This window comes from Pseudomonas sp. R3-41 (assembly GCF_054161485.1).
The window spans coordinates 4,691,516-4,703,360 of sequence record NZ_CP096421.1 but is presented as its reverse complement, the minus strand read 5'-3'; the positions used below and the strand labels follow the sequence as shown (position 1 = coordinate 4,703,360).

Here is an 11,845-nt window from a genome sequence, read left to right as displayed (position 1 = left end):
GGAATGCCTTATACCTGGCGCCCAATAGCAGTGCGCTTGTGAGCGCTGCGCCGACCCTGGAAAAGGACACCCTCATGAGTCATCCCCAACTGAGCGATACGGCTCGTTATCTGCGGCGCCTGGGTTTCGACGCACCACCGGCGCCGACCCTCGACACCTTGCGTCAACTGCAATGGCGCCATACTGCCGAATTCCCCTTTGAAACCCTGTCGACGTTGCTGCGTCAGCCCGTGCCCATCGACCTTGAATCGGTCGAGCGCAAGGTTTTCGAAGAGGGGCGCGGCGGCTATTGCTATGAACTTAACCAGCTGTTCCTGGCGCTGTTGCAAGCACTGGGTTACGACGCCCGCGGCATCACCGGGCGCGTGGTGATGAATGCGCCTGAGGGCGCCTGGACCGCCCGGACCCATCGGCTGAGCCTGGTGACGATCGAGGGTGTGCGCTACATCACCGACGTCGGCTTTGGCGGCATGGTGCCCACCGCGCCGTTGTTGCTCGATAGTCGTGAGGCCCAGGCCACGCCCCATGAGCCGTACCGCATCGAGACCCACACGGACGGTTACTTGTTGCGCGCCAACGTCGCCGACGAATGGCGACCGATGTACCTGTTCGACCTGCAGCGCCAGGAAGACATCGACTACACCGTCGGCAATTGGTACGTCTGCAATCACCCTGAGTCGCCGTTCATGGGGCGGTTGATGGTGGCCCGCACCGGCGACGGGTTGCGCAAGACCCTTAACGGCAACAGCTATGCCGTACACCGGATAGGGCAGGAGAGTGAGCGACGCGTGATCCTTGATGCCGATGAGTTGATCGATTTGCTGGAGCAGGAATTCAGCCTGCGCGTACCGCCGCGCGAGCTGTTGCGGCCCGCGGTGGTGGGGTTGCTGCAGTCATAAAAGGCGCTGGGTCGGGGCGCTGTTCCTGATGGGCATGCAACAAGTTGTATACAACTCTATGGACATTTGTCCCGAGTTTTGAATACAGTGTGCCCATAACAAAAAACAGGGAATCCCCGAACCATGAAAACGCCCCATGTTTCACTCCCACGGCCCGAGGACGAAAACCTCGGCGTCGGCGCGAATATGGCTTACGGCCTGCAACATGTGTTGACCATGTACGGTGGCATCGTCGCCGTGCCGTTGATCATCGGCCAGGCGGCCGGGCTGTCGCCGGCGGACATCGGTCTGTTGATTGCCGCGTCGTTGTTCGCGGGAGGCCTGGCCACATTGCTGCAAACCCTCGGGCTGCCGTTTTTTGGCTGCCAACTGCCCTTGGTGCAGGGCGTATCGTTTTCGGGCGTCGCGACCATGGTGGCGATTGTCGGCAGTGGCGGGGAGGGGGGCTTTCAAGCCATCCTCGGCGCGGTGATCGCAGCGTCCCTGATTGGTTTGTTGATCACTCCAGTGTTTTCCCGCATCACCCGGTTCTTCCCACCCCTGGTCACCGGCATCGTGATCACCACCATCGGCCTGACCTTGATGCCGGTGGCGGCGCGTTGGGCGATGGGCGGTAACAGTCACGCCGCCGATTTCGGCAGCATGGCGAACATTGGCCTGGCCGCGGTGACCCTGGTGCTGGTACTGCTGCTGAGCAAGATGGGCAGTGCAACCATCTCGCGGCTGTCGATTCTGTTGGCGATGGTCATCGGTACGGTCATCGCGGTGTTCCTCGGCATGGCGGACTTTTCGTCGGTCAGCCAAGGCCCGATGTTCGGTTTTCCGACACCGTTCCATTTCGGCATGCCGACATTCCATATCGCCGCGATCCTGTCGATGTGCATTGTGATCATGGTGACCTTGGTGGAAACCTCTGCCGACATCCTGGCGGTGGGCGAAATCATCGACACCAAGGTCGATTCGAGGCGTCTGGGCAACGGTCTGCGGGCCGACATGCTGTCGAGCATGATCGCGCCGATCTTCGGTTCCTTCACCCAGAGTGCCTTCGCCCAGAACGTCGGACTGGTGGCGGTCACCGGGATCAAGAGCCGTTTCGTGGTGGCAACCGGCGGGGTGTTCCTGGTTGTACTCGGCCTGCTGCCGTTCATGGGCCGTGTGATCGCCGCGGTGCCGACCTCGGTGCTGGGCGGTGCCGGCATCGTATTGTTTGGCACGGTGGCGGCCAGTGGCATTCGCACCCTGTCGAAAGTCGACTACCGCAATAACGTCAACCTGATCATCGTCGCCACTTCTATCGGCTTCGGCATGATTCCCATCGCCGCACCGAACTTCTACGATCATTTCCCGAGCTGGTTCGCGACCATCTTCCATTCAGGCATCAGTTCCTCGGCGATCATGGCGATCATGCTGAACCTGGCGTTCAACCACTTCACCACGGGCAATTCCGACCAACAGTCAGTCTTCGCCGCCGGCACCGAGCGGGTGTTGCGCTACCAGGACTTGGCAGCGCTGCGCGAAGGCGATTATTTCAGCGACGGCAAGCTGCATGATTGTGACGGCAACGAGATTCCGGTGGTGGCAGAGCCTGTTCACGAACCAGCGGAACATGGGCCGAGCCGACTGAAAAGCAGCGAGCACGTCTGACAATTCCCTGTGGCGAGGGAGCTTGCTCCCGCTGGACGCGAAGCGGCCCTGTTTTAGGACTGCTGCGCAGCCCAGCGGGAGCAAGCTCCCTCGCCACAGGGGTTATCTAGTGGACATGAAAAAGCCTGTGATCATCGATCACAGGCTTTTTTGTGTTACTCGGAGGCGGGTTACCAACGGCCGTAATGACCCCGGGGTGGGCCATAGTAGTAGCCTCGTGGTGGCCCGTAATACACCGGTGCCGGGCGATAGTAGATTGGCCGCTCTACATACACCGGCTGCGGTTGGTAATAGACCGGCGGTGGTGCCTGGTAGTAGACCGGTTGCGGTTGCACGTAGACCGGTTGCTGCACATACACCGGACGATCACGGTTGATGATGGCCGAGCCGACAATGGCCGAACCGACGATGGCACCAAACACGGCGGGCCCCTCCCAACCACCACGACCGTGGGCGGATGCCTGGCCGGTGACCGTGAGTGCCCCCATGAGCAGGGCGATGATGGGAAGTCTACGATTCATGGCTGTTCCTCGTTTCGGCCCCGGCGCCTGTGGTCTGCGACAGACCCGATGAGCGTCGCGGGGATACTGCTATGACAGCGATTTTCTCAGGATTTGCGCCGCCGTTGGGTAAATATTGTGTAAGGTCTGTAGCGCTTTTTTTACCGCGCCGCGTCATCCAGCAGCCTGGATCTGGCCGGACCTGGCGGTATCATCATCCAATAGACCTTTCGGGGCGGCGTTCCGTTTGTCCGAAAGTGAATGCAAGGAGACACGCATGCAGATCAACCCCAACAAAGACACCCAGCTGTGCATGTCGCTCTCGGGGCGTCCCGGAAACTTTGGCCTGCGCTTTCATAACCATTTGTATGAGCAACTGGGCCTGAACTTCTATTACAAGGCGTTCAGCAGCCAGGACCTGCCTGGCGCGGTGGGCGGTATCCGCGCCTTGGGTATTCGTGGCTGCGGCGTGTCGATGCCGTTCAAGGAAGCCTGCATCGCCCTGGTGGACGAGTTGGACCCTTCCGCCGCCGCGATCCAGTCGATCAACACCATCGTCAATACCAACGGTCATCTGAAGGCCTACAACACCGACTACATTGCCATTGCCCAATTGTTGCAAAGCCACGCCGTGCCCAAGGACGCCACCTTTGCCTTGCGCGGTAGCGGCGGCATGGCCAAGGCGGTGGCCAGCGCCTTGCATGATGGGGGCTATAAAAAAGGGCTGATCGTCGCCCGCAATGAAGCCGCAGGGCGAGCCTTGGCCGAATCCCTGGGGTATGAATGGCAAGCTGAACTGGGTGCGCGACGGCCGCAGATGCTGATCAACGTCACGCCGATCGGCATGACCGGCGGCCCGGAAGCCGACCAGTTGGCGTTCGAGCCCGAGACCATCGCCGCCGCCGAAACCGTGTTCGACGTGGTGGCGATTCCGTCGGAAACGCCCCTGATCGTGCGCGCCCGGGCCGAAGGCAAACGGGTCATCACCGGGCTGGAAGTCATTGCGATCCAAGCCCTGGAGCAATTCGTGCTGTACACCGGCGTGCGGCCCAACCTGGAGCAATTCGAAAAAGCCGTCGCTTTCGCCCGGTCCGCGTAGGAGCTGCCGAAGGCTGCGATCTTTTGATTTTGATCTTTGGCTTTCGACTCAATTGTCTGTCACAAGATCGCAGCCTCGTTGCACTCGACAGCTCCTACACAGCTCCTGCCGGAATTCCAGTAAGTTACTCCAGTCTTGCCAGGCGTTCTTCCAGTGCGGCGATCCGCGCTTCGAGCTCTTCGATGCGCTCCAGCGAGACACCGCCGCCCGCGCCACGCTCCACCGGGTGCTGGCGGGCGGCGAGAATCGCTTCGATGTCCGCCGGGTCGCCCATGGCGTGCACATAGCGGTCCTCGCGCTGGCCGGCCTGGCGTGGCACCAGCAGCGCCAGCCCCCGGGAGATCAGGCGTTCGAGTTGGTGCACCACTTGCTCGGCGTCTTCAAAGTCGTGCATCCGTCCGCTGCGGGTCAGCAACTCATTGACCGTTTGCGGGCCACGCAGGAACAGCAAGCCCATCAGGACCACTTGGGCCGGCACCAGCTCCAGGGCTTTGTCGACCCGATGTTCCCAGCGGTCGGCGCGGCTGCCCATCACCAGCTTGGTAAAACCGCGACCTTCCAGCGCCCGCAGGCTCTGGCCAACCTGGCCGGGGTTAAGGTTCATCACCGGTTCGCGGCTGGTTTTCTGGTTGCAGGCCAGTACCAGGGCGTTGAGGGTCAGCGGGTAGGTCTCGGGGTTGGTGGCCTGTTTCTCGACCAGCGCGCCGAGGATGCGGATTTCCGTGCTATTGAGCCGTGGTTCTTCAGCCTGCTGTTGTTCTTCGATGCTCATCGCGCGTTCCCTATGCTGTGGAAGCCGCCTAGCCTAATCCTTGCGCAATAAAAGACAAGCCGTGCAATCAGCCGTGGCTATAATCGCTGCCGTTGATTCATTCTTTCCTGCCACCTGCATGAGATTGCCATGACTATTTCCCTGTACGCCGCTTCCGTCCCGGTTTTCAAGCAGATGCTCAACGCGTTGAGCGACGTTCTGAACAAGGCCGAAGCCCACGCCACCGCGAAAAACATCGACCCGAACGCTTTCCTGCAAGCCCGCCTGTACCCGGACATGTTCCCGCTGGTGCGCCAGGTGCAGATCGCGGTGGATTTCGCCAAGGGTGTGTCCGCGCGCCTGGCCGAGATCGAAGTGCCAAAGTATGACGACAGCGAGACCACGTTCGCCGAGCTGCAAGCCCTGATCGCCAAGGTATTGGCCTTTATCGATGGCATCGCGCCTGCGCAGATCGATGGCAAGGAAGGCATCGAAATCGTTACCCGTCCGGGGACGCCGAAGGAGAAGCGCTTCAGTGGCCAGAACTACCTGCTGACCTACGGCCTGCCGCAGTTCTTCTTCCATGTCACCACCACCTACGCATTGCTGCGTCACAATGGCGTGGAAGTGGGCAAGCGCGACTACATGGGCGCGTTCTAACCCCGCCGGCACGAAAAAGCCCGGGACGGTTTGGGCCGTTCCCGGGCTTTTTTGTGACCTTGGTATTTGGGGGGATTCTGATCGACCGAGGCGCCTGCTTCGCGAGCAAGCCCGCTCCCACATTGATTTTGTATTCACCACATAACCCTTGTGGGAGCGGGCTTGCTCGCGAAGGCGGTGGATCAGTTGTCCCATAGGGTCGAGTTTGCCCCGATCTTTTAAGCCGTACGCGCGAGCTTCGCTTCCTCACCCAGGCACGCCGCCGCCGTGAACAGCACATCCGTCGACGAGTTCAACGCCGTTTCCGCCGAGTCCTGCAGGACACCGATGATGAAACCCACAGCGACCACTTGCATGGCGATCTCACTGGGAATGCCAAACAGGCTGCACGCCAGGGGAATCAGCAACAGCGAACCGCCGGCCACCCCGGACGCACCGCAGGCGCAAATGGCGGCGACAACGCTCAGCAGCACGGCCGTTGGCAGGTCAACTGCAATACCCAAGGTATGTACGGCCGCCAGGGTCAGTACGGTGATGGTGATGGCAGCGCCCGCCATGTTGATGGTCGCGCCCAGTGGGATCGACACCGAATAGGTGTCTTCGTGCAGGCCTAGGCGTTTGCTCAGTTCCAGGTTCACCGGGATATTCGCCGCCGAGCTGCGGGTGAAAAACGCTGTGATGCCACTCTCGCGCAGGCAGGTGAATACCAGCGGGTAAGGGTTGCGACGCAGTTTCCAGAACACGATGAGTGGGTTGACCACCAACGCCACGAACAGCATGCAACCGATCAACACGGTCAGCAGGTGCAGGTAGCCGAGCAGGGCGCCGAAGCCGGACGTGGCCAGGGTCGAGGCCACCAGCCCGAAGATCCCCAGCGGGGCGAAGCGGATCACCAGGCGCACGATCACGGTCACGCCGTTGGACAGGTCTTCGAGCACGGTGCGCGTGGTCTGGCCAGCATGGCGAATGGCGATGCCCATGCCGATGGCCCAGGCCAGGATACCGATGAAGTTGCCGTTGAGCAGGGCGCGGACCGGGTTGTCCACCACGCTGAGCAACAGGCCCTGTAGGACCTCACTGATGCCGCCGGGTGCGGTGACCGCGACGTCATGGGTGGTCAGCACGAGGCTGGACGGAAACAACGTACTGGCAACCACCGCGACCACCGCCGCGGCGAACGTGCCCAGCAGGTAGAGGAACAAGATGGGGCGGATATGGGTTTCCTGGCCGTGCTTGTGGTTGGCGATCGACGCCATGACCAGCACGAACACCAGAATCGGCGCCACGGCCTTGAGCGCGGAGACGAAGACGTTGCCGATGAAGGCGCTGGACTTGGCCACGTCGGGCGCCAGCCATGCCAGGACAATACCGGCGATCAGGCCAATGATGATTTGCGTCACCAGGCTGGTGCGTTTAAGGCGTTGCAAAGGGGTAACGGACGAAGCTGTCATAGCGGCATCTCTGATTTTATTGTGTTCAACGGTCGACAGATCAGGGCAACAAGCGGGCAGGCCACATGAGCGAACCGAGAGAAAGTATGGCATTTGCAGGCCGCGGACTTTAGCACAGCCGGTAATAAATCTGACGGACCTGTGACAGTCCGTCACCCTTATCCGGGCCATAAGGTGCGTTTGTAAGACGCGTGCATTCTGTTAGGCTTTGCCGTTCTCACCTTCTTTCCGCCAGCGGGCCTTAGTGGCCTGTGTGGTCAGTTCTGTTAGTCAAGTTCGGCGCCAGAAGTCCATATCCTGCGTTGCTGCTCCTCGCCATAGCGGGCTATGACTCGTCGCAGCGCCTTGGCTATGGACTCCTGTCATCCGAACTTGAACTAACGAACTAACCACACAGGCCACTAAACGCTGGTGTCGTCGTTTCGCTGGAGTTCCACATGTTGTTACCCATCTTCCTGCTGTCGGCCGCCGGTTTCACCGTGCTGACCACGGAATTCGTCATCGTCGGCCTGTTGCCCTCCATCGCTCGCGACCTGCACGTCAGCATTCCCCAGGCCGGGCTGCTGGTGACGTTGTTTGCGTTTACGGTGGCGGCGTTCGGGCCGTTCCTCACGGCCTGGTTCGCCCGCTTCGAGCGGCGCAAGCTGTTTATCAGTGTGCTGGTGATGTTCGGTCTGGCCAACCTGCTGGCCACCTTTGCCCCCAACATTTGGGTAATGGCCCTTGCCCGATTGATCCCGGCCCTGGGCCTGCCGGTGTTCTGGGCGCTGGCCAGTGAAACGGCGGTGGACATTGTCGGGCCGCAACTGGCCGGGCGGGCCATCGCCCGGATCGGCTTCGGCATCGTCTGTGCCACGGTGTTCGGCATTCCAGTGGGCACGTTGATCGCCGATGCGTTTGGCTGGCGCAGTGCCTTCGCGATCCTGGCGGTCATTGCCTTCGCCAAGGCCTTGTTGCTGTTTATCTATTTGCCGAAAACCAACCTGCACCTGCATCAGGTGAGCTTCCGTTCGCAGTTGAAGATCCTGCGCAGCCCGTTGATGCAAGGGCACGTGCTGTTGTCGATCCTGGTGTTCAGCGGCATGTTCACCGCCTACACCTATCTGGCGGATATCCTCGAACGCCTCGCCGGATTCGATGGCACCCTGGTGGGCTGGTGCCTGATGGGCTTCGGCGCCGTCGGGCTGTTGGGCAACTCCTTGGGCGGCCGTGCGGTGGACCGCCATCCGCTGATCGCGTCGATGGTGTTCTGCCTGTTCCTGATCGGCGGCATGGTGGCGTTGGTCCCAAGCATTCATTCACCCCTCGCGCTGGCGGCGGCGATGGGCATCTGGGGCGTGACCCAGGCCGCGTTGTTTCTGGTCAGCCATGTGCGGTTGATGAAGGCAGCCCCGCAGGCCCCGGCGTTTGCCGCCTCGTTGAACATCGCCGGGGCCAATTTGGGGATTGGCCTGGGGGCGATGATCGGTGGCCGGGTCATCGATACCCTGGGCCTGGGCAGTGTCGGGTTCGCGGCCGCCGGGTTCATCTTCGTCTCGATTTTGCTGGCGTTGCTCCTGATGACTTTCAAGCCCCGCGCGACTTGCCTGGATAACTAAGCGCTGAACAACTCGCGACGGGCGCCTTCGGCAATCGCAACGATGCCAGGATGGCTGACCTTGCGTTCCACGGAAATGGCATAGAAGGATTCGCTCACCGCATCGGTCTGGCCGATCACTTCTACGCCGTACTGCCGCTTGACCTCTTCGGCGATCACGCTCGGGCCGATGAAAATCCCACTGCCTGATTGCCCAAAGGCCTGCATCAAGGCGCTGTCATCGAATTCGCCGACGATGCGCGGTTGGATCTGTTGCTCGGCGAACCAGCGTTGCAAGCGGCTGCGCACTACGGTTTCCGGCCCGGGAATCAGCAGCGGAGCGTCATTGAGGCCATGGGGGAAATCCTGCCCGTAGCGTTCGGCCAGCGCGGCGGTGGCAAAAAAACTGATCCCGCATTCCCCCAGTTTCTGGCTGTAGCCCTTGATGTCCAGGTGGGTCGGCATCGGGCTGTCGGAAATCACCAGGTCCAGGCGCTGGATCGCCAGGTCCGCCAGCAGCCGTTCGAGCTTGTCCTCGCGACAGGTGATGCGCAGCGGTTCACTCAACTCCATGGTCGGCGCCAAGAGTCGATAGACGATGGACTTGGGCACCACATCCGCGACTCCGACCCGGAACAGGGTTTGCTGTTCGTTGGGCTGGGCCCTCAGCATCAGTTCCAGCTCACCGCCCAACTGGAACATGTGTTCGGCGTAGGGCAGTGTCTGGCGGCCGGCTTCGGTCAGTTCCAACTGCCGCCCGACACGACGAAACAATTTGATGTTATAGGTTTGCTCGAACAGGGAAATCTGCCCGCTGATGGTCTGTGGGGTCAGGTTCAACTGCTCGCACGCCCGCACGATGCTGCCGGTTTTCGCCACGACCCAAAAGTAATGCAGTTGTCGATAATTGAGCATGGGTTCACATTGCTTCGTAAAAACCGAAGTATAACCGCTGAAAATACGAATTTTCCTGAAGTATTCGTCTCTCTAGAATGCCTGGCCATTGGTGGGCCACTTTCGAGCTCCTTCTATTCTTCAAGAGGCATTTATTCCATGACCTATAAATCCCTGGGGCTTGCAGCCCTGTTGGTGATGTCGGCAACGACACTGGCGGGCTGTGAACAGGCTGAAAAAAGTGCTCAGCAGTTAATGGGGCAGGCTGCGGAAACCGCCAAGCAGGCCATCGACGATACCCATAAGGCCGCCGAACAGGCGATCAGCGAAGCCACCGGCGGCTTGATCAGCCCGAAGAAAGAGCCAGCGGACGAAGCTGACGAAACACAAACCCCTACCAAAACCATCTAACGCGTCACATCAGTCAGGACTGACCCATGGATTATCTTTTACAGCTCGCCGCCAGCCCCACCGCGTGGATCGCCCTGGCGACTCTGGTCGTGATGGAAATCGTGCTTGGCATCGATAACCTGATCTTCATTTCGATTCTGACCAACAAGCTGCCCGAACAACATCGTGCCAAGGCGCGGCGGATCGGTATCGGCATGGCGCTGATCCTGCGCTTGGGCCTGTTGAGCACGATTGCCTTCATTGTGCAGTTGACCGAACCGGTCATCGAAATCCTCGGCCAGGCGTTCTCTTGGAAAGACATGATCCTGATCGCCGGCGGCCTGTTCCTGCTGTGGAAAGCGACCACTGAAATCCACCACAGCATGGACCCGGCGCCGAATGATCCCAAGTCGGCCACGTCCGGGGTGACGCTGGGCTTTGCCGCGGCCATCGGTCAGATCCTGATGCTGGACCTGGTGTTCTCCATCGACAGCATCATCACGGCCGTGGGCATGACCGAGCATTTGCCGATCATGATCATCGCCGTCGTCGTATCGGTGCTGGTGATGCTGCTGGCGGCCGAACCGCTGGCCAAGTTCATCAATGACAACCCGACGGTCGTCATGCTGGCCCTGGGCTTCCTGATCATGATCGGCATGACGCTGATCGCCGAAGGTTTCGGCGCCCATGTACCGAAAGGCTATATCTATGCGGCCATGGCGTTCTCGGCGGCGATCGAGGTGTTGAACATGTTGTCCCGCAGGGCCAAGGAAAAGGCGCTGCCCGACAACGCCTGATTCCAGGCAGCAGGCAGAAGCCACCCGGGTCCAGGCCCGGGTGGCTTTTTTTTGGATTTGAGAACGATGGGTTTGAACGTGAGAGGTCAGTGCGCGGCGGCGTGGTGCCGGGCAGGTTTGGCGGCTTTTCCCGATGGCGCAGGTGGCGCGTGATGGTGGCGTCGAGCGATTCGAAGCACGCCCCACAGCATGGCCGTGGCTACGCTCAGCCAGCCGAATATCAGCATCAGGATTGTCGTCGTCAGGCTCATTTGTGCCTCCTTCTATCCCCGGTTCGGGATAACGCACCCAGTACAATGGACAGTCTAGTCGCTCAAGTGTTGCAGCTTGTCGATGTATGGCGCTGGGGTATGGATCGGTTCGTTCTATCGCCCTTTTAAAACGATGGTTATGGCTATACCCAGGGCTGTGCGCACCTTATGATCGTCGACCCACGCCTGGCCCGGATGCCGGGTACCTGAACAAGAGAGTCATCATGTCGCCAGTCATTCCATCGTTTCGATCATTGGTACTGGCGGTGTCCTGCCTCGTCGCCCTGGCGGGTTGCGCGGGCAGCGTATCGCCGCAGATCCAGCGCCTGCCGGAACGGGTAGAGCTCAACAGCGTGCCGTTCTATCGTGGCGAAATGCACCAGGGCGCCCCGCAATCCCTGGCCGCCTTGCTGACGTTGCAAGGCACCGTGATCACTCCAGGGCTGTTGGAAAAACCCTTGCATCTACCCGGTGGCGAAGCCCATTTGCAGAAAAACATGCAAACACTGGCGCGCGAGTACGGGCTGCTGGTGTATCCCCTCGACGCCAAGCTGTCCGCGCTGTTGGAGCAGGTCGCGGCGGGTTATCCGGTGCTGGTGCGCTATGTCGATGGTTCGGCGTTCTGGGCCGCGCCTCGGTATGGGATTCTCGCCGGCTACAACCGCCAGAAGCAGACGGTGTTGTTGCGTGCAGGCATGAATCGTCGGCAGTTGATGAGTTTCAGTGCCTTCGAATCGGCCTTCCAGAGCGCGGGTGGCTGGGCGGTGCTGGTTCAGCGCCCTACGCAGCTTCCGGCCAATGTCGACTCACAGCGTTGGTTGAAAGCGGCGGCCGATCTGGCCGGGGCAGGGCAGGAGCAAGCGGCGGCGCGGGCCACCAAGGCGCTCAGCGCCGCCCATTGATCGTTCATCCCGTTCGTCACTTGCCGGGCAC

At 60.7% G+C, this 11,845-nt stretch carries 13 protein-coding genes; 8 read left to right on the top strand and 5 right to left on the bottom strand.

Translation table 11 applies throughout. The annotated features are described in order from the left end of the window. The first annotated feature begins 74 nt into the window (after positions 1-74). Positions 75-899, top strand: coding sequence for an arylamine N-acetyltransferase family protein (locus M1D99_RS20155; RefSeq protein ID WP_434571305.1), 825 nt, complete (start codon positions 75-77; stop codon positions 897-899). A 123-nt stretch (positions 900-1,022) separates the two neighbouring features. Next, positions 1,023-2,543: a nucleobase:cation symporter-2 family protein gene (locus M1D99_RS20150; RefSeq protein WP_186728258.1), complete on the top strand. Its 1,521-nt coding sequence runs from the start codon at positions 1,023-1,025 to the stop codon at positions 2,541-2,543. Between the two features lie 170 nt (positions 2,544-2,713). Here the strand turns inward: M1D99_RS20150 and M1D99_RS20145 are convergent, their stop codons facing one another. After that, positions 2,714-3,064: a hypothetical protein gene (locus tag M1D99_RS20145; protein WP_434571303.1), complete on the bottom strand. Its 351-nt coding sequence runs from the start codon at positions 3,062-3,064 to the stop codon at positions 2,714-2,716. Between the two features lie 256 nt (positions 3,065-3,320). On the opposite strand from M1D99_RS20145, the gene M1D99_RS20140 reads away from it, so the two are divergent. After that, on the top strand, positions 3,321-4,142 hold the full coding sequence (locus tag M1D99_RS20140; RefSeq protein ID WP_434571301.1) for a shikimate 5-dehydrogenase: 822 nt from the start codon (positions 3,321-3,323) through the stop codon (positions 4,140-4,142). 124 nt (positions 4,143-4,266) lie between these two features. Here the strand turns inward: M1D99_RS20140 and M1D99_RS20135 are convergent, their stop codons facing one another. Continuing rightward, complete coding sequence (locus tag M1D99_RS20135) at positions 4,267-4,914, bottom strand: YceH family protein (RefSeq protein WP_411387015.1); 648 nt, start codon at positions 4,912-4,914, stop codon at positions 4,267-4,269. Positions 4,915-5,043: 129 nt separating this feature from the next. On the opposite strand from M1D99_RS20135, the gene M1D99_RS20130 reads away from it, so the two are divergent. Then, on the top strand, positions 5,044-5,553 hold the full coding sequence (locus tag M1D99_RS20130; protein ID WP_186708319.1) for a DUF1993 domain-containing protein: 510 nt from the start codon (positions 5,044-5,046) through the stop codon (positions 5,551-5,553). A 218-nt stretch (positions 5,554-5,771) separates the two neighbouring features. On the opposite strand, the gene sstT is transcribed toward M1D99_RS20130, so the two are convergent. Continuing rightward, entirely contained in the window at positions 5,772-7,004 is a 1,233-nt protein-coding gene (sstT, locus tag M1D99_RS20125; protein ID WP_434571298.1) for a serine/threonine transporter SstT, read from the bottom strand. Positions 7,005-7,441: 437 nt separating this feature from the next. Between sstT and M1D99_RS20120 the strand changes: the two genes are divergently transcribed. Further along, positions 7,442-8,602 carry an MFS transporter gene (locus M1D99_RS20120; protein ID WP_434571296.1) on the top strand — a complete coding sequence of 387 codons (1,161 nt, stop codon included), beginning with the start codon at positions 7,442-7,444 and terminating at the stop codon, positions 8,600-8,602. On the opposite strand, the gene nhaR is transcribed toward M1D99_RS20120, so the two are convergent. Then, a complete protein-coding gene (gene nhaR, locus M1D99_RS20115; RefSeq protein ID WP_092472701.1) occupies positions 8,599-9,495 on the bottom strand; it encodes a transcriptional activator NhaR in 897 nt (298 codons plus the stop codon). The genes M1D99_RS20120 and nhaR overlap by 4 nt on opposite strands. A gap of 138 nt (positions 9,496-9,633) precedes the next feature. Here nhaR and M1D99_RS20110 point away from each other — a divergent pair, with 138 nt between their 5' ends. Further along, positions 9,634-9,885 (top strand): hypothetical protein, encoded by a 252-nt coding sequence (locus tag M1D99_RS20110; protein WP_024619156.1) that lies wholly within the window; start codon positions 9,634-9,636, stop codon positions 9,883-9,885. Positions 9,886-9,911: 26 nt separating this feature from the next. Further along, positions 9,912-10,661 carry a TerC family protein gene (locus M1D99_RS20105; protein WP_053120828.1) on the top strand — a complete coding sequence of 250 codons (750 nt, stop codon included), beginning with the start codon at positions 9,912-9,914 and terminating at the stop codon, positions 10,659-10,661. Between the two features lie 86 nt (positions 10,662-10,747). Here M1D99_RS20105 and M1D99_RS20100 read toward each other — a convergent pair whose 3' ends face one another. Continuing rightward, positions 10,748-10,912: a hypothetical protein gene (locus M1D99_RS20100; RefSeq protein WP_186708327.1), complete on the bottom strand. Its 165-nt coding sequence runs from the start codon at positions 10,910-10,912 to the stop codon at positions 10,748-10,750. Between the two features lie 224 nt (positions 10,913-11,136). On the opposite strand from M1D99_RS20100, the gene M1D99_RS20095 reads away from it, so the two are divergent. Beyond that, positions 11,137-11,814 (top strand): peptidase C39 family protein, encoded by a 678-nt coding sequence (locus M1D99_RS20095; RefSeq protein WP_458130677.1) that lies wholly within the window; start codon positions 11,137-11,139, stop codon positions 11,812-11,814. The last annotated feature ends 31 nt before the right edge of the window (positions 11,815-11,845 follow it).

What these genes read in the sequence shown, in the direction of transcription:
- M1D99_RS20105 (WP_053120828.1), top strand. Translation starts at nt 9,912, where the DNA reads ATGGATTATCTTTTACAGCTCGCCGCCAGCCCCACCGCGTGGATCGCC.
- M1D99_RS20110 (WP_024619156.1), top strand. Translation starts at nt 9,634, where the DNA reads ATGACCTATAAATCCCTGGGGCTTGCAGCCCTGTTGGTGATGTCGGCA.
- M1D99_RS20130 (WP_186708319.1), top strand. Translation starts at nt 5,044, where the DNA reads ATGACTATTTCCCTGTACGCCGCTTCCGTCCCGGTTTTCAAGCAGATG.
- sstT (WP_434571298.1), bottom strand. Translation starts at nt 7,004, where the DNA reads ATGACAGCTTCGTCCGTTACCCCTTTGCAACGCCTTAAACGCACCAGC.
- nhaR (WP_092472701.1), bottom strand. Translation starts at nt 9,495, where the DNA reads ATGCTCAATTATCGACAACTGCATTACTTTTGGGTCGTGGCGAAAACC.
- M1D99_RS20120 (WP_434571296.1), top strand. Translation starts at nt 7,442, where the DNA reads ATGTTGTTACCCATCTTCCTGCTGTCGGCCGCCGGTTTCACCGTGCTG.
- M1D99_RS20140 (WP_434571301.1), top strand. Translation starts at nt 3,321, where the DNA reads ATGCAGATCAACCCCAACAAAGACACCCAGCTGTGCATGTCGCTCTCG.
- M1D99_RS20145 (WP_434571303.1), bottom strand. Translation starts at nt 3,064, where the DNA reads ATGAATCGTAGACTTCCCATCATCGCCCTGCTCATGGGGGCACTCACG.
- M1D99_RS20135 (WP_411387015.1), bottom strand. Translation starts at nt 4,914, where the DNA reads ATGAGCATCGAAGAACAACAGCAGGCTGAAGAACCACGGCTCAATAGC.
- M1D99_RS20155 (WP_434571305.1), top strand. Translation starts at nt 75, where the DNA reads ATGAGTCATCCCCAACTGAGCGATACGGCTCGTTATCTGCGGCGCCTG.
- M1D99_RS20100 (WP_186708327.1), bottom strand. Translation starts at nt 10,912, where the DNA reads ATGAGCCTGACGACGACAATCCTGATGCTGATATTCGGCTGGCTGAGC.
- M1D99_RS20095 (WP_458130677.1), top strand. Translation starts at nt 11,137, where the DNA reads ATGTCGCCAGTCATTCCATCGTTTCGATCATTGGTACTGGCGGTGTCC.
- M1D99_RS20150 (WP_186728258.1), top strand. Translation starts at nt 1,023, where the DNA reads ATGAAAACGCCCCATGTTTCACTCCCACGGCCCGAGGACGAAAACCTC.